General features: G+C 64.0%; 21 protein-coding genes. 10 read left to right on the forward strand and 11 right to left on the reverse strand.

The genetic code is table 11. The features are described 5' to 3' along the window. Positions 1 to 4: 4 nt before the first annotated feature. The 5 genes from H2LOC_RS06790 to H2LOC_RS06810 form a co-directional block, all read right to left on the reverse strand. The gene (locus tag H2LOC_RS06790; RefSeq protein WP_202620539.1) at positions 5 to 742 is read right to left on the reverse strand and encodes a hemerythrin domain-containing protein; all 738 of its coding nucleotides are present in this window, start codon (positions 740 to 742) and stop codon (positions 5 to 7) included. Next, complete coding sequence (locus H2LOC_RS06795) at positions 739 to 1,083, reverse strand: PadR family transcriptional regulator (protein WP_136495709.1); 345 nt, start codon at positions 1,081 to 1,083, stop codon at positions 739 to 741. Before H2LOC_RS06795 ends, H2LOC_RS06790 begins: the two co-directional genes overlap by 4 nt. A 319-nt stretch (positions 1,084 to 1,402) precedes the next feature. Further along, positions 1,403 to 1,657, reverse strand: a complete 255-nt coding sequence (locus tag H2LOC_RS06800; RefSeq protein ID WP_136495710.1) for a hypothetical protein — start codon at positions 1,655 to 1,657, stop codon at positions 1,403 to 1,405. Positions 1,658 to 1,780: 123 nt separating this feature from the next. After that, positions 1,781 to 2,005, reverse strand: coding sequence for a hypothetical protein (locus H2LOC_RS06805; RefSeq protein WP_136495711.1), 225 nt, complete (start codon positions 2,003 to 2,005; stop codon positions 1,781 to 1,783). Between the two features lie 95 nt (positions 2,006 to 2,100). Then, positions 2,101 to 3,048 (reverse strand): aldo/keto reductase, encoded by a 948-nt coding sequence (locus H2LOC_RS06810; protein WP_136495712.1) that lies wholly within the window; start codon positions 3,046 to 3,048, stop codon positions 2,101 to 2,103. Positions 3,049 to 3,261: 213 nt separating this feature from the next. On the opposite strand from H2LOC_RS06810, the gene H2LOC_RS06815 reads away from it, so the two are divergent. After that, positions 3,262 to 3,903: a hypothetical protein gene (locus H2LOC_RS06815; RefSeq protein WP_136495713.1), complete on the forward strand. Its 642-nt coding sequence runs from the start codon at positions 3,262 to 3,264 to the stop codon at positions 3,901 to 3,903. Here the strand turns inward: H2LOC_RS06815 and ruvA are convergent. From ruvA to H2LOC_RS06830, 3 genes are all read right to left on the reverse strand, one after another. Beyond that, positions 3,833 to 4,447 carry a Holliday junction branch migration protein RuvA gene (ruvA, locus tag H2LOC_RS06820; RefSeq protein WP_136495714.1) on the reverse strand — a complete coding sequence of 205 codons (615 nt, stop codon included), beginning with the start codon at positions 4,445 to 4,447 and terminating at the stop codon, positions 3,833 to 3,835. The two genes, H2LOC_RS06815 and ruvA, sit on opposite strands and share 71 nt — an antisense overlap. Positions 4,448 to 4,457: 10 nt before the next feature. Then, positions 4,458 to 4,967 carry a crossover junction endodeoxyribonuclease RuvC gene (gene ruvC, locus H2LOC_RS06825; protein WP_136495715.1) on the reverse strand — a complete coding sequence of 170 codons (510 nt, stop codon included), beginning with the start codon at positions 4,965 to 4,967 and terminating at the stop codon, positions 4,458 to 4,460. A 122-nt stretch (positions 4,968 to 5,089) separates the two neighbouring features. Then, positions 5,090 to 5,530, reverse strand: coding sequence for an iron-sulfur cluster assembly scaffold protein (locus tag H2LOC_RS06830; RefSeq protein WP_136495716.1), 441 nt, complete (start codon positions 5,528 to 5,530; stop codon positions 5,090 to 5,092). A gap of 239 nt (positions 5,531 to 5,769) precedes the next feature. Between H2LOC_RS06830 and H2LOC_RS21900 the strand changes: the two genes are divergently transcribed. The 5 genes from H2LOC_RS21900 to H2LOC_RS06850 all read left to right on the forward strand — a co-directional run bounded on the left by H2LOC_RS21900 (position 5,770) and on the right by H2LOC_RS06850 (position 9,991). Continuing rightward, positions 5,770 to 5,898, forward strand: a complete 129-nt coding sequence (locus H2LOC_RS21900; RefSeq protein ID WP_281350554.1) for a hypothetical protein — start codon at positions 5,770 to 5,772, stop codon at positions 5,896 to 5,898. Then, the gene (gene folE / locus H2LOC_RS06835; protein ID WP_136495717.1) at positions 5,891 to 6,523 is read left to right on the forward strand and encodes a GTP cyclohydrolase I FolE; all 633 of its coding nucleotides are present in this window, start codon (positions 5,891 to 5,893) and stop codon (positions 6,521 to 6,523) included. Before H2LOC_RS21900 ends, folE begins: the two co-directional genes overlap by 8 nt. 376 nt (positions 6,524 to 6,899) lie before the next feature. Next, on the forward strand, positions 6,900 to 8,225 hold the full coding sequence (locus H2LOC_RS06840; protein ID WP_162009710.1) for a TadE/TadG family type IV pilus assembly protein: 1,326 nt from the start codon (positions 6,900 to 6,902) through the stop codon (positions 8,223 to 8,225). 186 nt (positions 8,226 to 8,411) lie between these two features. Further along, positions 8,412 to 8,825: a phosphoribosyl-AMP cyclohydrolase gene (gene hisI / locus H2LOC_RS06845; protein WP_246207042.1), complete on the forward strand. Its 414-nt coding sequence runs from the start codon at positions 8,412 to 8,414 to the stop codon at positions 8,823 to 8,825. Positions 8,826 to 8,950: 125 nt separating this feature from the next. Next, entirely contained in the window at positions 8,951 to 9,991 is a 1,041-nt protein-coding gene (locus H2LOC_RS06850; protein WP_246207044.1) for a patatin-like phospholipase family protein, read from the forward strand. Positions 9,992 to 10,088: 97 nt separating this feature from the next. On the opposite strand, the gene H2LOC_RS06855 is transcribed toward H2LOC_RS06850, so the two are convergent. Continuing rightward, positions 10,089 to 10,892 (reverse strand): rhomboid family intramembrane serine protease, encoded by an 804-nt coding sequence (locus H2LOC_RS06855; RefSeq protein ID WP_136495720.1) that lies wholly within the window; start codon positions 10,890 to 10,892, stop codon positions 10,089 to 10,091. 460 nt (positions 10,893 to 11,352) lie between these two features. Between H2LOC_RS06855 and H2LOC_RS06860 the strand changes: the two genes are divergently transcribed. Beyond that, positions 11,353 to 11,985, forward strand: a complete 633-nt coding sequence (locus tag H2LOC_RS06860; RefSeq protein WP_136495721.1) for a PAS domain-containing protein — start codon at positions 11,353 to 11,355, stop codon at positions 11,983 to 11,985. Positions 11,986 to 12,064: 79 nt separating this feature from the next. After that, entirely contained in the window at positions 12,065 to 12,670 is a 606-nt protein-coding gene (locus H2LOC_RS06865; protein ID WP_136495722.1) for a PilZ domain-containing protein, read from the forward strand. A gap of 50 nt (positions 12,671 to 12,720) precedes the next feature. On the opposite strand, the gene H2LOC_RS06870 is transcribed toward H2LOC_RS06865, so the two are convergent. Further along, complete coding sequence (locus H2LOC_RS06870) at positions 12,721 to 13,848, reverse strand: acetylserotonin O-methyltransferase (RefSeq protein ID WP_246207046.1); 1,128 nt, start codon at positions 13,846 to 13,848, stop codon at positions 12,721 to 12,723. 157 nt (positions 13,849 to 14,005) lie between these two features. Between H2LOC_RS06870 and H2LOC_RS06875 the strand changes: the two genes are divergently transcribed. Continuing rightward, a complete protein-coding gene (locus H2LOC_RS06875) occupies positions 14,006 to 14,527 on the forward strand; it encodes a cytochrome c (protein WP_136495723.1) in 522 nt (173 codons plus the stop codon). Here the strand turns inward: H2LOC_RS06875 and H2LOC_RS06880 are convergent. Further along, positions 14,512 to 15,555, reverse strand: coding sequence for a sensor domain-containing diguanylate cyclase (locus tag H2LOC_RS06880; protein ID WP_202620540.1), 1,044 nt, complete (start codon positions 15,553 to 15,555; stop codon positions 14,512 to 14,514). The two genes, H2LOC_RS06875 and H2LOC_RS06880, sit on opposite strands and share 16 nt — an antisense overlap. Positions 15,556 to 15,783: 228 nt before the next feature. On the opposite strand from H2LOC_RS06880, the gene gyrB reads away from it, so the two are divergent. After that, positions 15,784 to 18,219 (forward strand): DNA topoisomerase (ATP-hydrolyzing) subunit B, encoded by a 2,436-nt coding sequence (gene gyrB, locus H2LOC_RS06885; protein ID WP_136495725.1) that lies wholly within the window; start codon positions 15,784 to 15,786, stop codon positions 18,217 to 18,219. The last annotated feature ends 430 nt before the right edge of the window (positions 18,220 to 18,649 follow it).

The raw sequence follows: 18,649 nt of genomic DNA on the forward strand, positions 1-18,649 counted from the left end.
ACCACTATCCCTTCGGCGGCGGCGGCGGCGTGAATTGCGCGATATCGGCGATCCCGAGCGCCTGCTCGATCTGCGCGATCTGCGCAACGGCGTCCTCGAAGCCGTCCTTGCCGAACTGCTGGCGCTCGATCTCCTCGAACAAGTCCCCGATTTCATCGAGCTGATGAGCCAAGAGGGCGTCCTTCCATGCCGGAAAGACAATAGTGTCCTCACGCACGGCGTGATGCGCGTACATGAGTTCGAAACCATCCAGGACGCCCGCCAGCGCCTCGGCGTCGCTGGCTGCGATCGAGCCTTTGCCTGCCTTGGCGAGAACGAAATCCGTCAGCTCCCGCCCCCGCTGGTGCTGGGCGATCAGAACATCGACATAGGCGGCGGCAGGCCCGCCGGCTTTTTTGATGGTCGGGAAAATATGCGTCTCTTCGAGTTTTTTCTCGTGATAGTCTTCGCCGAATGTCCTGAACAAGGTCGCCGTGCGGCGGAGCAGATCGGGATCGACGCTCGCGGGCTTTGCGCGCAGCTTTGAAGCTATATTGCGATAAACGAGGATCGCGCGGCGGATGACGCCGTGCTCGCGCATCAAATCTTCGACCGCTCCGACTTCTTTTTCGTCTCCGTCGTTTTTCTTCTCTGGCTCGGTATGTTCGGCGACTCGGGCGATTTTGGCGTCGGCCCCCGCCAGCAGGAGTCCGGCCCCCGCGGCGATGACGATGCGGCGGCGCGCCTCGGCGAATTCAGTCACGGGCGTTTCCTTTCCTCGAATGTGGACGAGAGAGGTTCTTCGTCTTCGAACAACTCCCCGAAGAGTTCCCGCACCTTGAGTTTGGCGGCCGAGAACGCCTCGGCTCCGGCTGGGGTCGCTCGATAGACGCGGCGCGCCGAGCCGCCGCTGCGCTCTTCGGTCGACGTCAGATAGCCCTTGCGTTCAAGACCGTGGAGGATCGGGTAAAGCGTTCCGGCGCTGATTTTATAGCCATGGCGTTGCAGCTCCTCGATCATGGCGAGACCGTAGATCGGCTCTTTCACGGCATGGTGGAGCACATGAAGCCTTATGAGGCCGGCATAAAGGTGCTTATGGTCCATTACGATAACCGATATCGACTTTCGTAATCCTAACGCGAGAGCGGCCCCTGTCAACAATCGAGCGCCCTTCGGAAAGCGGTCCCTCGCGGAGCCGCCTCAATGCGAAGAGTATCAGGCCTCGGAGAAACGCACGCCAGTGGCCGGCGCGATCCAACAGGCATAGCGGAGAATGGCAGGCTGCCCGCGTCGACAACGACGGCGAGCCCGTTGGGGCCTATCCTCGCCCCAAAGCAACTCCTGGCTGGCTCCACCCAATCAGCGCAGACGAATTTTGCTTTTCGCGCGAACCGACGTCCTCAGTTTGGAACTCCGCAGCGCCCTACCAGCGTCTCCAACCCGGCCCCCAGCCCCAACCCGGACCATAGGGATAGCCGTAGAGATCTGCGCGCCGGTCGGCGGCCCGGTTCATGTCGAGATCGAGCAGGCATTTGGAAAAAGGATCGGTCCCGCGTCGAAAGCCGAAGGACTGGCACCGATTTTCGTCGGCCGCCCGTTGTTCGGCCGGAGTGGTCGTCGCGCAGGCTCCCGCCAGGAGCCCCAGCACCATAGCCGTCAACAGCCTCGTCGCCCGCATCTCGACATCCTCGCGCAGTCGACGCAACCATAGGAAGACTGCTCACCTCAAGATAGCAAGAATTCGGATTCGCGGTAGTGGAAAAAAGGGATCATCCCGCGCGACTGTTTCGCAGTCCGCGCGTCAGGATTCACGGGAGGGGCAAGGAATTTCCTTATAGATCACCTCGGCGAGCGCTTTGGCGCCGACATTGGTGCGCAGCGAGAGCCGGCTCGCATCGGTGGTCCAACTCTGATAGGTGACGATACCGCGCGTGACGCTGATGATCGTGTATTTTTCAGAGTTTATTTCGCCGCCCTTGCTGCGATAGCATTTGCCGGGCTGAATCTCTTCCGGTTTGATCGGCATCGAACACGCTCCTGTTGCACTGCGAACAACATGCAAAGGAGGGGCCGCATCACGCGGCGCTGCAAAGCGTTATTGCGGGCAACCGCGCCTGCTTTTCAGGCGCTGATGAGTTCGAGGCGGGCCAGCGTCCGGGCGTCGAGCGTCACCTTCAGGGAGCCGAAGGCCTCTTCGAGCTGCTCGAGACTTGTGAAACTGACGATCGGCGCGGCGACGGCCGGGCGGGTCAGCAGCCAAGCGAGGGCGATCTGCGCAGGACTGGCGCCCAGACGCCGCGCCGCCGCCTCCGTTTCGCGCAGAATATCAAGGCTGCGGTCGTCCAGAATGCGGGCGACGACCGCGCCGCGCGCCGCGCGCTTCACATCGTCGAGAGAGCGATATTTCCCGGTGAGGAAACCGGCCTCCAGAGGCCGAAAGGGAATGACGCCGAGATTCTCGGCGACGCAAAGCCGTTCCAGACCGCCCTCATAGAAGCCTCGGGTGACGAGGCTGTAATGCGGCTGAACCACCCCATAATGCGGCAGGCCGGAGGCGCGGGCGATCCGAAGCGCTTCCGCGAGACGCGGGGCCGAATAATTGGAACAGCCGATCGCGCGCGCCTTGCCCGACTTCACCAGCGTCGAGAAAGCCTCCAGCGTTTCTTCGAGCGGCGTGAAGGCGTCGTCGAAATGAGCCTGATAAAGATCGATGCAGTCGGTTTTGAGCCGGCGCAGCGAATCCTCGGCCGAACGCAGAATATGGGCTTTCGAGAGGCCTCGGCCGACCCCCGGCATATCGCCGCCGAGCTTGGTCGCAATGAGGACCCTGTCGCGCTTTCCGCTCGCCTTCAACCAATCGCCGATGATGCTTTCGGACTCGCCGCCGCAATGGCCGGGAACCCAGGTCGAATAGGTGTCGGCCGTGTCGATGAGCGAACCGCCGCGATCGACGAAAGCGTCGAGAATCGACCAGGAAGCGGCGCGGTCCGCCGTCCAGCCGAAAACATGGCAGCCCAGCGCCAGCGGAACGCAGGAAAGACCGGTTGCGCCGAGCCGGCGACGTTGCATGAGGGAGGCTCCATCGACCTCCGACGCTCGCGGATGTCGCCTTGGCTTCATTGCGCCGCAACCAAGCAAAGGAGAGGCCGCGCCGGATCAGCGCCGAAGCGCCGGCGCCCTCCAGCGCCTTGACGGCGAGGGCAAAGGCTCCGATTGGTGATAACTATTGAACGCGCCTGACGGGCGCAATAATCACCTGGCCCGCACGAGGCGGGCAAGACCATGACAGAGTTCGATTACGCTGGGCGCGCTGCAGAAGTCGAGGCGGCGCGGCGCAAGATTCATGAAGCCTTTCTGCAGGAGGCGACGGAAAAAAGCATCACCGCCTGGAAAGGCGCAATCTCGGATTTTAACGCGGCGCTGGAGGCCGCCTTCCCGCCCCGATTCTGGGAACAAATCAACCGGCTGCGGCGAATATCGCGCTATTACGCCGTTCATTGCGGCGTCTCGCTGCGTGAACGCCCGCTGACCAAAGGAGACGAAGCGGCGCTGGAGACGGCGATCGAGTTTCTCGAAGCCGATCCGATGTTTTTTCGCTCAGGCTATGTGAAGGCCGACGTCCTCCGCCTCGTCAAGAGAATGCCCTTGTCGGAGGAGCGCGCGGAACGCCTGCGCGCCGTTGTGCTCGGGGTCGTCGACCAGCGCGCTTCGCAGGAATTTCAGCGTTATTGCCGCCTCGCGCGCAGAATAGCGACGCCCTCGCTGCGCCAGGATTTGAAAAAGCGAATTGACGGCGATGACCCCGCCACGGCCCGCCGCGCGCGGTGGATGCTCGCGGCCATCGAGCCGGTCTTTACTTCGCCAGCTCCTTCAGCCCGCGCCGGATCAGCGCCGAAGCGTCGGCGCCCTCCCCCAGCGCCTTGACGCTGGCGGCCACGGCCGCCGCCGCCTGCGGGCGGGCGTAGCCGAGATTGCACAGGGCGGAAATCGCGTCCTGCACCGCGCCGGGCTCGGCGGCGGCGTCCGCGCCCGCAATACGCGCCGCCGTCATATCGACCGAGCCGAAAACCGGAGCCTTGTCCTTGAGCTCGGCGACGATGCGCGCCGCGAGTTTGGGTCCGACGCCGGGCGCGCGCGAAACCATCGCCTTGTCCTGCATCGCGATGGCGCCGGAGAGTTCGTCGGGCGAGAGGATCGACAAAATCGCCAGCGCGACCTTGGCCCCGACACCCTGCACGCTCTGCAGCAGGCGGAACCACTCGCGCTCGGCCTCCTGAAGGAAGCCGAACAGCCTTATGGAATCTTCCCGCACCTGCGTCTCTATCGCGAGCGCCGCCGCCTCGCCGGGACGCGGCAGGTTCTGGAGCGTGCGGACCGAACAGGAGACCACATAGCCGACGCCGTGCACGTCGAGGATGACCCAATCCTCTCCGAAACTGTCCACGACGCCCTTGAGTTTGCCGATCATTTTTTCAGCCTCACGCCAGCTTGCGCGCGAGAAGACGCGCGCCCCGATGCTGGGCGTGGCAGATCGCCACCGCCAGCGCGTCGGCCGCGTCCTTGCTTGCGGCGAAGCTCGCCGGCAGCAGCACCCGCACCATCATCGCAATCTGCGCCTTGTCGGCGTGGCCGTTGCCGACCACGGTCTTCTTGACCAGATTGGCTGCGTATTCCTCGACATCGAGTCCCGCGAGAGCCGGAACCGAGAGGGCGACGCCGCGCGCCTGCCCGAGCTTCAGCGCCGATTGCGGATCGCGGTTGACGAAGGTCTCCTCCACCGCGGCCTCGTCCGGCGCATGGGTCTCTATGACCTCGCGCAGCCCCTCGTGCAATTGCCGCAGCCGCACGCCCATCGGGCTCGCGCCGTCGGAATGAATACAGCCCGAGGCGACGAAGGAAAGCCGCGCTCCCTGCGCGTCGACGATGCCCCAGCCTGTGTTGCGAAGGCCGGGGTCGATGCCGATGATTCGAATCGCGGGATGCGTCATCGGGCCAGATTAGGTCTGCCGCCTCATAACGCAATAATCGACCGCTATATGCGGCAGGCGGTCGGGTGAAGCGGATTTTAACCCCTCAGTCTGAGGGCGCGTGTCCGCTCCCCTGCCGCAGATCAAGCTTCCGCCGAAGCCGCTTCGATCTTGCCGAGCGCATCCACGACGGCGTCGAAGGGCAGCAGCGTGGAGGCGTGGCGGGCTTTGTAATCCCGCACGGGCTCCAGCACGGCGAGATCGGCCCATCTGCCGCCGGGCGGCGGGCCGTTCTCCTTGAGCATCTTGCGCATGGCCTCGCGAATCTCGCGCAGCTCCTGCGGGGTCGCGCCGACGACGAGTCGGCCCATGATCGAAGCCGAGGCCTGGCCGAGGGCGCAGGCCTTCAGCTCCTGGGCGTATTCGACCACCCTGCCCTCGCGCAGCGTGAGATCCACGGTGATGGTCGAACCGCAGAGCCGGGAATAGGCCGTCGCGCTGGCCTGCGGGCTTTCCAGCCGGCCGAGGCGCGGGATGTCCGCCGCGAGTTCGAGGATGCGTTTGTTGTATACGGAGTCGAGCATGGGAAGAAAGACCGGCCGCAGGGCTTACCTTTACCTGTGGGGGCCATTATATAGGGTCGGAACGATCCACGCGATACCGCTGTGGCTCATGGCGGCGCCGGCCCGAAAGTTGCGACCTTCGCCCCAAAGTATGGAAATTCGCGCGACGGGTTGCGGCTCTTGTTGATTCTCCGACATTTCGGCGCAAACTGGGACTTCCGGTCGCCACTCGGCGGCCTGGGGAAGGGAGCATCCCTCGCGTGAGCATTCACCGTTCCGTCGTCGCGCCGACCGCGACGGATTTCAACACTGGCGTTCGCGGGCTGGCCTACGCCGGGGCCGCGAGGCTCGGGCAACCCACCGCCAAATCGGAGGCGCCACATGGATGACGTGGTTAAGTCCTTGATATCTCGCCCTGAAAGAGTCGTTACCTCCGCCAATGGCAAACCCAGCCGCGAGGAAGCCGAGGAGGCCGTGCGCGTCCTGCTGCGCTGGGCCGGCGATAATCCGGAACGCGAAGGGTTGCTCGAAACCCCGGCGAGAGTCGTCAAAGCCTATGAGGAGCTTTTCAGCGGCTATCGCCAGGATCCGAGGGAAGTGCTCGAACGCGTCTTCGCCGAGGTCGAGGGCTACGACGACCTCGTGCTCGTGCGCGACATCCCGTTCTTCTCGCACTGCGAGCACCATATGGTGCCCTTCGTCGGCAAGGCCCATATCGCCTATTACCCGACCGACGGCGTGGTCGGGCTCTCCAAGCTGGCGCGGCTTGTCGATGTCTTCGCCAAGCGCCTCCAGACGCAGGAAGCGATGACGGCGCAGATCGCCTCCACCATCGAGACCGAACTCAACCCCAGAGGCGTCGCGGTGCTGGTCGAGGCGGAACATATGTGCATGTCGATGCGCGGCGTTCTGAAACAGGGCGCCTCCACCGTCACCGTGCAGTTTTCCGGCTCATTCAGAGACAACCCCAGCGAACAGGCGCATTTCTACACCCTGTTGCGCGGCGGGCGCTGAGCGCGTTGGACCGACGGGCGCGGCGTGGTCGCGCCCGCGCGGTTCCTTATCCCGGCCGCCCAATCGCCGCGACCGAAAACCTCCTGCGGCGTCTCCCCTCGCCCCCGACCGCTCTAAGACCGGCAACCACCTCTAAACCAGAATTTTTGCATTCGCCCGCCGCGGAGTCGGCGATCGGGGTTTAAGCCAACCCTATGAGTTCGATGACACAACCCCACGTTGCCCGTGCCGGGCGGCGCGTCCCAATCATTACCGCAGTGTAACGAATTTAAGTTTGACGGTATTTTGTTAAACAAAAGGTCAGTCTCGCCTCGCTACTCTTAAACTCATGTCCCCGAACAATTTTTTGATGGGCCAAGACATGAAGGCAAGCGTGGTGACCCTCCGCAGGCGCATCGCCTGTGGAACAAGACTCTTCGTGCGTTCGCAATCGGGCGTTGTCGGAGTGACCTTCGGAATCATCCTGATTCCGATGATGCTGATGCTCGGCGTCACGATCGACTACAGTCGAGCCGCAAGAGCGAAATTGCAGCTGCAGGATGCCCTCGACAGCGCCGTTCTCGCAGGCGCGTCGGCCAGTTCCAGCAACCTCGCCGCCGCCCAGAGCGTGTTCAGTTCGAACACGCCGAACGACGGTCGGTGGGGCAATGTGAATGTCACTTTCAACACCAGCGGCGCGGGCATCACCGGAACCGCCTCGATACAGCTCCCTGTCGCCTTCACGCGCCTGCTCGGGTTGCAGAGTATGAACATCGCCGCGACGAGCAGCGCCGGTTTCCCGTCCACGACGACCGCTCCGGGGGTCGGCTATTGCCTGGTCACGCTCGGCGCCAACCTCTCCACCACCACATACTCGCTGGTTCTCAACGGGGCGCCGAGCTGGAATCTCGCCGGCTGCAACATCGTCTCGAACACGAGCATGAACTGCAACGGCCATGGCGGCGGGGCGAACGCTTCGGTGGCGGTGGGCTCCGTGTCGAGCTGCACCCATCCGGGACCGACCTCGGGCTGGATCGACACTTACGCCTCCCGCGCGTCGGCCATCACGACGGTCTGCGGCGGCGCCAACAACGCCGTGAACTGGACGGTAGGGGGTGCTATCCCGAGCGACCCGGATCTCGTCGTTGTGCGCAAGTCGAGCTACACCGAATATCATGTCTGCGGCGATCTCAACCTGTCCGGCACGGGAAGCCTGCCGTCCAACTCCGTGTTCGTGATCGAAAACGGCAACCTGAACGTCGGCAAATACGCCAATGTCACGGCCTCGCAGGCCGCTTTCGTCCTCACCGGCAGCAACAGCGCCAATCACCAGATCACCTTCCCCACGGGACAGGGACAGGCTGCGACGCTGACCGTCGAGGCTCCGACCAGCGCAAGCAACCCGTGGCAGGGAATAGCGGTTTTCGTCGATCCCGCCTTGACCAGCGGCGTCAGCGCAACCTGGGGCGTCGACGAGGACGACACCTGGGGGCCGGGAGCCACCTTCGGGTTCGACGGGGTGGTCTACATGCCCCACACGGATCTGACCCTCAACGGCAATACGCAAAGCAGCGCCGAGAACTGCGCGATGCTGGTGGTGAACAGCTTCACCGCCAACGGAACCGCGGTGATCAACTTCACCCAATCGGCCTCGGGGTGCGCCACGGCCGGAGTGACGACGCCGGGGATCACCACGATCACCCCCGCCGCGCTTACGAAATGAAGACCCTCCCGCACGTCTAATCCTCGACCGCCGGCGCCCTGCTGGCGGTCGGCAATTCCGCTCCCCTTGCCCGACTTCGAAAAACGCCCTAAGCAGATGGCGAGGCGGGCGCCGTTTTCCGGCTCAAATCCCTGGAGCGAACGAGCGCCGCGCGAAATGCGCGCCCCGGTTGAGAGAGCCGAGCGAGTGAGCCTGTCCGACAGCCCCAAAGGGGCGCCCGACCATAAGCACGAGCTGGAAGAGGGAGCGGAATTCGCCCCCCGCTTCGACGCCAACGGCCTGATCGTTTGCGTGACGATCGATTCGGCCAGCCGCGAGGTGCTCATGGTCGCTTATATGAACAGGCTCGCGCTCGATAAGACGATCGAGACCGGCGACGCTCATTACTGGTCCCGCTCCCGTCAATCGCTCTGGCGTAAAGGAGACACCTCCGGCCAGGTTCAGCGCGTGGTGTCGCTCGGCGTCGATTGCGACCAGGACGCCCTGCTGCTCGAGGTCGAGCCCGGCGGGGACGGCAAGGCCTGCCATACCGGACGCAAATCCTGTTTTTATCGCCGCCTCGAGCGAGGCGACGGCCGGCGCCTGGTTTTTTTGCGTTAATGACCCCGGCAGACCGCCGTTAACACATCCACCACTTTCGGAGCGCAGGCTTGTATCCCAGATAAGAATGCGAGGGTGGGACGCGATTCGGTTCAGAGACGGGAGACGCGCGCAGGAGCAGCTCCATGTTTTCGATAATGCGGAAGAGTTTCGACATGTCGAGCGACCGCGGGGCCGCGGTCTTTACGCAGCCCTCGGAGGCGAAAGAAGAGGACGGCGCCCCGGAGAAAGCCCGGCGGCCGAAAATCGGCCTGGCGCTCGGCGCGGGCGCTGCGCGCGGCTGGTCCCATATCGGCGTGCTTCGGGAGCTGGCCGACAACGGCATCAGGCCGGACATAGTGGCGGGCACCTCCATAGGGGCGGTGGTCGGCGGCTGCTATGCGGCGGGCAAGCTCGACCAGATCGAGAATTTTGCGCGATCGCTCACCAAGCGGCGGGTCTTCGCGATGATGGATCTCTCCTTCTCGGGCATGAGCCTGATCGGCGGCGACCGTTTGAGGGGCGCGCTCGACCAGGAGCTGAGCGGCGTCATGATCGAGGATTTGCCGATCCCTTTTGCCGCGGTTGCAACCGAGGTCGGCGCCGGCCATGAAGTCTGGCTCCAGCATGGCCCGCTGTCGCTGGCGATCCGCGCCTCTTACGCCCTGCCGGGCGTGTTCGAGCCGGTGCGCATCGGCGACCGCTATCTTTTCGACGGAGCGCTGGTGAATCCGGTGCCGGTCACGGTTTGCCGCGCTCTCGGAGCCGACTTCGTCATCGCGGTGAATATCGCCGCCGACACGATGTACCGCTCGAAAGTGATCCCCAACCAATCGGCCTCCGCGCAGCCCAGCGAAGCAGGAACCAAAGGGCCTTTTGCGGATCGGCCGGGGGCGGGAATAGAAGACAGGCTTCTGCCGCGCTACTTCGACCGGCGCCCGGGAGACGCTCCCAATGTCGCGACGGCGATGATCGACGCCTTCAATATCATCCAGGACCGCATTTTGCGCTCGCGGCTGGCCGGGGACCCCCCCGATGCGACCATCAACGCGCGCATGGACGACGTCGGGATGTTCGACTTTCACAAGGCGGACTATCTCATCGCCCTCGGGCGGGCCGCGACGAAGCGGGCCCTCCCGAACGTCTTCCAGCACATCCCGGTTCCCGAGACTGTCACGGAAAGCTAGAGCGCTTCATGCTTCACGGAAACAAGAAGACGCTCCAAGTTTTGTGTTGAGGCGTTTCCCGCCGAGCCGGCGTCCGCTTCGGCAGGAAACGCGCTAGCTAGCCGCCGCTGGTCGACGGGCGCCTGCCTGTGGCGTCGAACAAGCCGAACAGCAGCAGGCCGGCGAGAAATCCACCCATGTGCGCTTCCCACGCGATCACGCCGGTCCCGCCCGGCGGCTGCGCCGCCACGCCGAAGAAAAGATTCACCGCGATCCACGTAAATACGAAAAAGGCGGCGCGCCGATTGGCCAGGACCCGGGTCAGAGAGAGGGACTTGCGAGCTTCCCGCGTCTGCGGCGCCCCATAGGGCTCCCGCTCGCCCAAAGCCTCGCCATGGGCGAAGGCGAAGCGCACGATGCCGCCCATGGCGCCGGAAATCGCAGCCGAGGCCCCGACCACCGGCGCAAGATCGAACGGGTGCGCGACAAGATGGGCCGCCGCGCCCGCCACCGCCGTGATGGCGAAAAAGGCGATGAAGCGAACGGTTCCGAGCCGCCGCGCGACAGGGGCGCCGAAGGCCGCCAGCGTCAGGCAGTTCACGCCGAGATGAGTCCAGTTCGCGTGGAGAAAAGCGTAGCTGAGCGGAGTCCACCAGGCGTCGCCCGTGGTGTTCAGGAAAGACGCCAGCTCGTCGCCGTCGATGTCCACCCCCTCCAGGGCCTTGAAGAAGCGGTTCGGCGCAAAAAGAAAAGTAATGCGCGCGGGAATGAAGGAGCCGTAGACCATCAGCGTCCGGCCGATGGACTGCGGGAAAATGTCGCCGGCAATTTCAATCGCAACCAGAACGGCGATGAGGGCGCTGACGACGCCCGGCAGATTAACGATCCTCTCCCGGTTCACGCCGTCTCCTAGCCAAGTCATTAACCGCCGCGCCCTCGGGCGAGGGCCGCTGATCCAATCTAGCACAGCCGCAGGATTTTCACCCGCCGTCTTGGAACGCGCCCGGCCGGCGAAATCGCTTCGCAGGCGCGTTCCATGTTGCATTTTCCTCCGAGTCCGAGGCTCGGCCGCGCTGGAGCATCACGGCCGTTTCCTTCCGGCTTTTTTTCAAGCCGCACGCACCCGGATAGCAGGACATTCAGGCAGGCGTTACGCAGTTTCCGTGAAGAGCCGCCACGATCGGAGCATTGCGCGAAAGCGCTTCAGGAACAGTCGCAGGAAATCATGTGATGGCCCTCGGCGCAACGAAAGCCTTTCGAAAAGGTTAATCCCGCCCCGCCATGGCACGTGGACTGCAATTAATCTTCCGGGGAGCTCGGACGCGCCTGTCGGCGTGCCGAAGCGAAGCAACTCTGGCCCGTAGGGAGCAGCGAGGCACAAGATGAGACATCCGGTCAGCAAGGACCTGTTCGCCTATTGGAACGAACTGCGGGGAGCGCGCGCCGCCCCCGAGCGCGGCGACATAGACCCCGCCGCGATCAGGCATGTCCTCGCCGACAGCTTCATCCTCGAAACCGACTCTGCCGGCGTCTTTCCCATCAGGCTCTGCGGCACCCGGATCAACGCGCTGCGGCAGTCCGAACAGAAGGGCGAATCCTTCCTCGAGCTGTGGCGGCTCGAAGACCGCCTGAACGTCGCGGCGACGATATTCACGGTGATCGACGGGGTTGCGCCGGTGGTCGCCGGAGTGCGGGTCCCCAGGCCGCTGGCGTCGCCCGCCCTTCCGCAAAGGGATATGAATTTCGAGCTGCTTCTGCTGCCCTTGCGCCACTTCGGCAAGACACATTCCCGCGTCCTCGGCGCTCTTTCTTCGCGCGACCAATGCAATTGGCCCGCGGGCCAGGCCGCCCCTCCGCTCAATTTCGTCTCGATGCGCGTCATCAGAACCGAGGAGGCGCAGCAGGCCATGGCGACGCGTCCGGGAGCGTCGAGGATCGCGGCGGCAGGAGTCCGTACGCCGAGATTCGTCGTGTATCAGGGAGGCAAATCCGGAATTGAATCCAATCTTTTCTAGCCAACGTAATCCGTTGTTAAGCGCTGACTTTTAGTCTCGCCGCCAGACAAGATTTTCTCCAAGTCCTGGATGGCGGCGCATGACACTCCAGCTCCAGAACCATTTCGAGGACTTCGAAGCCCCGAGGTTTCAGAGCGTCCCCGTTACTCTCTTCGGCAGATATATGCTGGAATCAAAAAGCGAATATGCCTGCCAGACGGTGGAAATGTCGCCTGGGGACATGCTGCTTTTCGGGCCGGCCAAGCCGAATGTCGGCGAAAAGGTCATCGTCTATCTCGACGAACTCGGCCGCTTCGCCGGCGTCGCCACCCGCGTCGACGGAGCGGGTTTTGCGATGTCGATGAATTTGCCGGCGCTGAAGCGGGACAAACTCGCCGATCAGTTGACCTGGTTCGCCAACCGCCACGCCGTCGGCCTTCCCGAAGACCGTCGGCATGAGCGCGTCGTGCCGCTGATGCGGCGCGCGAACCTCAGGCTGGCCGATGGACGCGAGTTCATCGTCAAGATCCTCGACATTTCCCTTTCGGGCGTCGGCATCGAAACCGAAGTGACGCCTCCCTTGGGAAGCCAGGTGGTGGTGGGAACGACGCCCGCGGTGGTCGTCCGTCATTTCCCCGGAGGCTTCGCGGGAGAATTCACCAAGCCGTTCCAGGCCGGCCAGGTCGACGAGTCGACGCGCCTCTAACCCGGACGCTCCGCTGAGAGCTCTTCGCCGAAGGCGCGACCGCGGCCCGCTCAGGCCGCCGTCGAGACGATCACGCTCGCCGCCACCGGCATTCTGGTTTCGATCAATCTTGCGCCGGAGAAGCCGGCGGCCCGCAGCAACTCGCTTATTTCCTCGAAAGTCCGCGGCTCGCCGCGCCCCATCGCCAGCGTGTAAAAACCATAATAGGCGTCCAGAGGCTCGACGGCCTTCTGGCCCGAAACAGCCTCGACGATCAGCAGCGTCCCTCCGGGCGGCAGAGCGCGACGGACATTGCCCAGCAGAGCGAGGGCGCTGTCGTCGTCGTGATCATGGACGATGCGCACCAGGGATATGACGTCGGCTCCCGGAGGCAACGGGTCCCTCAGGAAATCTCCGCCAAAGATTTCCATGCGTGCGAGCAGGCCCAGCCCGTCCAAATGCGCTCTGGCCCGCTCCGTCACTGCGGGCAGATCGAAAAGGGCGAGTTCCAGCCCGGGAGCTCTCGCCGCGGCCTGCGCCAGAAAGACGCCCTCGCCTCCGCCGACGTCCATGAGCCGGCGATGCCGGCGGATGGGGTAGACCGCAAGCGCCTCTTCCGCGACCATCGGCTGAGACGCCGCCATCAGCGCGCTATAGGCGGCGACGGCTTCCCCACCCAGCGCGCTGGGACGATCCGACGCCGAATAGGGCCAGTAATCGGCGAGGCGCGATTTGCGAGAACCGCGCAGAAGCGCAACCGGATCGGCGAGATCTTCGTAAAGCATCTGCTGATGTTCGATCAGAGCCATCGCCGGCGGGTTGCCGATCAGGGCCGCGCCCAATTGCCCGAGACCGTAGCGGTCCGAACCGCGCCGCTCGGCCAGCCCCAGAGATGAGGCCGCATCGAGAAGCCGCCGGGCGGCGGCGACGGACAGATCGAGCCTTTGGGCGAGCTGTTCGCCGGTCAGAGGCCCTTCCTTCAGGATTTCGAACAGGCGCAGGCGCACGCAGGCGAAAAGCGTCTGCGAATAGACGAAGCCCGCGCAGAGATCGAGCATGGCCCGGCCCCTGCGCCGCGCTATCGCCCGCGTCAACGGATTGCGCAGGCTCCATTGCTGAAAGCCGGGATCGGCGATCAGCCTGTCGCGCCACGCCAGCAGCCGGTCCTCGAGCCTGGCCGCCTCCGCCTTCATGTCCATCGCCGCCTCTCCATCAAAGGAAACGCGCCGGCCACTGCGACGATTCCCCTCAGCCTGCTTGCTTAGCGGCTCACCATTTAAAGTGTATGTCTAAAGACGAACGTCCGACCGAAGACTCCGGCTCGGCTCGTGCGCGAGAACCGAGTAAGGAGAACCAATGAAGCCGACGCCGATATTGATAGCTGCCACAGGGATCCTGGTCCTTGGAGCCGTCAGCGTCGCCGCCCAGCAGCACGAGCACGCGCCCATGCCGACGGACGACCGCCAGCAGCTCGATTTTCCTGAGCCGATGCGCAAGCATATGCTTATGAACATGAGGTCGCATTTCGAGGCGCTCGGAGATATCCTGGCCGCGCTCGGCGAAGGCGACGGCCCGAAGGCGAGCCGGGTCGCCCGGGAGCGGCTTGGGCTGGAATCGCCGGCGGCCGCGGCCTGCGTGAAGCCCGCGAAGCGGACGGGAAGCGAAGAAGACCATATGACGCATATGGCTTCAATGATGTCTCAAGTCATGCCGGAGGAGATGCGGGCGATCGGCTACGCCATGCATGAATCGGCCAGCGATTTCGCCGCGGAAGCCGCCAAGATGCAGCCCGGCGGCGACCCCAAACCCGCGCTGAAGGCGCTGGCGAAGGTGACTGAAAACTGCGCCGCCTGCCATTCCGCCTATCGGCTGAGATAAAGACGATCCGCGTCGCAGCAGTCTTCCGAGAAGCTCACCACGCAGTCGCGCCCTCGTCTTTTGGCGCAATAAAGGGCGGCGTCGGCCATGGCTACCAACTCGTTGAGCTCCATGACCGCGGACTCGTCCGTCGTGGTCACGACGCCGATGCTGACGGTGACATATTGGGATATCGGCGACGAACCATGCATCAGCCGGGCGGCGCGCAGGGACTTGCGAATCCTTTCGGCCACGGCGAGGGCGCCGGAGTTCGGCGTCTGAGGGAGAATGATGCTGAATTCCTCGCCGCCGAGGCGCGCAGCGAGGTCGCCTCCGCGCAACGCCTCTCCTTGCAGGCAACCGGCGACGCGCTTGAGGCATTCGTCGCCCTGGAGATGGCCGTAAGCGTCATTGTATTGCTTGAAATAATCGACATCTATCGCCAGCAGGGACAAAGGCTGGGCCATCCGCCTGCAGCGTCGCCATTCCTCGCCGAGCCTGTTGTCGAAAGTTCTGCGATTCGCGATCGACGTCAGCGCGTCGCGCCCCGCCAGATCCTCCAGCTCGGCCTCCATGCGCTTATGAGCGGTCAGATCGCGCAGGGTTTCGACGACCGCGATGACGTCCCCGGACTCGTCGAAGATCGGCCCGACGTCGAAGGCGAGATAGCATTTTCGGCCCGCCCGCGGCATGAGACACCAGTTTTCCGCGCATAATCCGCCCGGATTGACGTCGGGATCGGACCAGGCCTCGTAAAGATCTCCGGCCCTGGAAAAATCGCCGGCGAGCAGAAGATCGACGAGGCAAGGGCGCTGTTCGGCGTAAAAAGCCCGCCAGTAATCGGTCCGGCCGATCATCTCGCCGGCCGGGACGCCGGTAAGGCGCTCCAGGGCCTTGTTCCAGATCAGCACGCGGCTGGACCGGTCGATGACAAAGGCCGCCACCGCCAGATGCTCCATGAGCTTGGCCGCGAATACGCCATGGTCCCGTTCTTCGAAGCCGCGCAGCTCGTCACGGCCCCGGCAGGACATCAATCGCTTTTCCGTCATGCGTTCAAATCTCGGAAAATCAAGCCGCCCGTGGGAAACTCTGGCACGTCGCCGGTTTAAGAAGCGTTGTAATGCTTCTATAAGTTGCTGTGCGTTTTTCGCGAAAGCCGGCCGGGAAACGCGGAGCCGCTTGGAAAACCGGCGATTATGGCGCCATCGGGAGCCATTTTCGCATAGAATGACCGGATCGAATCGCGGCCGCCGCCGCCCTCGGAAACCCAGAGAAGAATGACCGACACCGACCTCCCCAACGGCGAAGATTATGGCGCCGGCTCGATCAAGGTTTTGCGCGGCCTCGACGCGGTGCGCAAGCGCCCGGGCATGTATATCGGCGACACCGACGACGGGACCGGCCTTCACCACATGGTCTATGAGGTCGTCGACAACGCCATCGACGAGGCGCTGGCCGGCCACGCGACCCGGGTGAGCGTCACGCTCAACGCCGACGGCTCCTGCACCGTGATCGACAACGGACGCGGCATTCCCACCGGAATCCACGAGGAAGAAAAGGTTTCGGCGGCGCAGGTCATCATGACCCAGCTCCATGCGGGCGGGAAATTCGACCAGAACTCCTACAAGGTCTCTGGCGGCCTGCACGGCGTCGGCGTCTCCGTGGTCAATGCGCTTTCGGTATGGCTCAAGCTGCGCATCTGGCGCGACGGCAAAGAGCATTTCATGGAGTTCGCCAATGGCGACGCCGTGGCCGATCTCGTCGTCACCGGGCCCGCGCCTCTGGAGGGCGACAAGCCCAAGCGCGGCACGGAAGTCACCTTCCTGCCCTCCTCCGCAACCTTCACCATGGTCGAGTTCGACTATGCGACCATCGAGCACCGGCTGCGGGAACTCGCATTTCTCAACTCCGGCGTCCGCATCATCCTCACCGACGCGCGCCACGCCGAAATCAAGAGCGAGGAGCTCTATTACGAAGGCGGGCTGGAAGCTTTCGTGCGGTGGCTCGACCGCGCCAAGGCGCCGCTGATCGGCGCGCCGATCATGATCGCGGGCAAGCGCGACCATATCGCCGTGGAAGTCGCGCTATGGTGGAACGACAGCTATCACGAGAATGTGCTGGTCTTCACCAACAACATTCCCCAGCGCGACGGCGGCGCCCATCTCGCCGGCTTTCGCGCCGCGCTGACGCGCCAGGTCACCGGCTATGCCGAAAGCTCTGGAATCGCCAAGCGCGAAAAGGTCGATCTTTCCGGCGACGACTGCCGCGAAGGCCTGACCTGCGTGGTTTCGGTCAAGGTGCCGGACCCGAAATTCTCGTCGCAGACCAAGGACAAGCTGGTGTCCTCGGAAGTGCGTCCGGCGGTCGAGAACGTCGTCAACGAAATCCTGGGGCAATGGCTCGAAGAGCACCCCAACGACGCCAAGACCGTCGTCGCCAAGGCCGCGGAAGCCGCTGCAGCGCGCGAAGCGGCGCGCAAGGCGCGCGATCTCACGCGCCGCAAGGGCGCGCTCGACGTCGCCAATCTGCCGGGCAAGCTCGCCGACTGCCAGGAGCGCGATCCGGCCAAATCCGAACTCTTCATCGTGGAGGGCGACTCGGCCGGCGGCACCGCCAAACAGGGACGCAACCGCGAGTTCCAGGCGGTGCTTCCGCTGCGCGGCAAGATCCTCAACGTCGAACGCGCGCGTTTCGACAAATTGCTCGGCAATGAACAGATCGGAACGCTGATCACCGCGCTCGGCGCCGGCATCGGCCGCGACGAATTCAATATCGAGAAGCTGCGCTATCACAAGATCATCATCATGACCGACGCCGACGTCGACGGCGCCCATATCAGAACGCTGATCCTGACCTTCTTCTATCGGCAGATGCCGGAGCTGATCGAACGCGGCCATGTCTACATCGCGCAGGCGCCGCTCTATAAGGTCACCAAAGGCAAGTCGACCCAATATCTCAAGGACGAGCGCGCGCTGGAGGATTATCTCATCGACGCGCTGCTCGACGGCGCCGTGCTGCGCAGCGTCTCGGGCGAGGATCGCGCCGGCGCCGATCTGCGCAAGGTTCTGGAGGACGCGCGCGCCTTCCGTTATCTCGCGCTGAGCCTGCATTCGCGCTACGACCAAACGGCGGTCGAACAGGCGGCGATGGCCGACGCGCTTCAGCCGCCGCCGGCCGACGAGGCGCAGGCGCAGGAACTCGCCAACAAAGTGGCGGACCGTCTCAACGCCATCGCGGAAGAGACCGAGCGCGGCTGGCGCGGCGCTCCGCGAGAAGGCGGCTACATATTCCGACGCACGCTGCGCGGCGTCGAGCATGTCTCGCTGCTGGACGCTTCGCTGCTGAGTTCGAGCGAAGCGCGCAAGCTCAACGAGCGGGCGCAGGAGTTGCGCGAAATCTTCGCCGGCGAGGCGAAGCTGGTGCGGCGCGGCGACGAATCCCCGGTCTCGGGGCCGATCGCGCTTTACGAGGCGATGAACGCGCAGGGACGCAAGGGCCTCGCCATCCAGCGCTACAAAGGCCTCGGCGAAATGAACGCCGATCAGCTTTGGGAGACGACGCTCGACCGCGATGCACGCTCGCTGCTGCAGGTGAAGATCAAGGACCTCGTCGAAGCCGACGACATCTTCGTCAAGCTGATGGGCGACATCGTGGAGCCCCGCCGCGAATTCATCACGGAAAACGCGCTGAACGTGGCGAATCTGGACGTGTGAGATCCGAGGCGATCGAGTGAAGCAAAGAAACATTTGATATGGAGCCCCCTACCTCACCCTGCGTGGCTAAGGGAATCACATATTTCCTGGAGACCGTCTTGGTCGGGCCGGCCCCGCGCGATTGGGCGAAGGGCGCTATCCCTCCCCTTGACGGGGAGGGTCGCCGCGAAGCGGCGGGGTGGGCTGACTTTCTGGCGCAATTTTCGTCATTTATCCCCCCACCCGTCGCGCTGCGCGCTCCGCCCTCCCCGCAAGGGGGAGGGATGCGCCCCACGTTCCATGGTTCTTCCCTTCATCCAATTCCACTGAAGTCCGGGCACGACGGGGCTGACGACTTGAGAGATGTGTGAATTCGATAACCCTGCGTGGGGAGGTCGACTGCCGAAGGCAGATAGGGCGGAGCCCGATTGTCTGGACCGCTTTTATTAAG

The organism is Methylocystis heyeri (assembly GCF_004802635.2).
GTDB classification, from domain to species: domain Bacteria; phylum Pseudomonadota; class Alphaproteobacteria; order Rhizobiales; family Beijerinckiaceae; genus Methylocystis; species Methylocystis heyeri.

Coding starts and splice junctions, on each gene's coding strand:
- H2LOC_RS06870 (WP_246207046.1), bottom strand. CDS start 13,848: ATGGACATGAAGGCGGAGGCGGCCAGGCTCGAGGACCGGCTGCTGGCG.
- H2LOC_RS06810 (WP_136495712.1), bottom strand. CDS start 3,048: ATGCAACGTCGCCGGCTCGGCGCAACCGGTCTTTCCTGCGTTCCGCTG.
- H2LOC_RS06805 (WP_136495711.1), bottom strand. CDS start 2,005: ATGCCGATCAAACCGGAAGAGATTCAGCCCGGCAAATGCTATCGCAGC.
- H2LOC_RS06850 (WP_246207044.1), top strand. CDS start 8,951: ATGTTTTCGATAATGCGGAAGAGTTTCGACATGTCGAGCGACCGCGGG.
- H2LOC_RS06815 (WP_136495713.1), top strand. CDS start 3,262: ATGACAGAGTTCGATTACGCTGGGCGCGCTGCAGAAGTCGAGGCGGCG.
- H2LOC_RS06860 (WP_136495721.1), top strand. CDS start 11,353: ATGAGACATCCGGTCAGCAAGGACCTGTTCGCCTATTGGAACGAACTG.
- H2LOC_RS06880 (WP_202620540.1), bottom strand. CDS start 15,555: ATGACGGAAAAGCGATTGATGTCCTGCCGGGGCCGTGACGAGCTGCGC.
- H2LOC_RS06865 (WP_136495722.1), top strand. CDS start 12,065: ATGACACTCCAGCTCCAGAACCATTTCGAGGACTTCGAAGCCCCGAGG.
- ruvA (WP_136495714.1), bottom strand. CDS start 4,447: ATGATCGGCAAACTCAAGGGCGTCGTGGACAGTTTCGGAGAGGATTGG.
- H2LOC_RS06795 (WP_136495709.1), bottom strand. CDS start 1,083: ATGGACCATAAGCACCTTTATGCCGGCCTCATAAGGCTTCATGTGCTC.
- ruvC (WP_136495715.1), bottom strand. CDS start 4,967: ATGACGCATCCCGCGATTCGAATCATCGGCATCGACCCCGGCCTTCGC.
- H2LOC_RS06830 (WP_136495716.1), bottom strand. CDS start 5,530: ATGCTCGACTCCGTATACAACAAACGCATCCTCGAACTCGCGGCGGAC.
- folE (WP_136495717.1), top strand. CDS start 5,891: ATGGATGACGTGGTTAAGTCCTTGATATCTCGCCCTGAAAGAGTCGTT.
- H2LOC_RS06855 (WP_136495720.1), bottom strand. CDS start 10,892: ATGACTTGGCTAGGAGACGGCGTGAACCGGGAGAGGATCGTTAATCTG.
- gyrB (WP_136495725.1), top strand. CDS start 15,784: ATGACCGACACCGACCTCCCCAACGGCGAAGATTATGGCGCCGGCTCG.
- H2LOC_RS06875 (WP_136495723.1), top strand. CDS start 14,006: ATGAAGCCGACGCCGATATTGATAGCTGCCACAGGGATCCTGGTCCTT.
- H2LOC_RS06800 (WP_136495710.1), bottom strand. CDS start 1,657: ATGCGGGCGACGAGGCTGTTGACGGCTATGGTGCTGGGGCTCCTGGCG.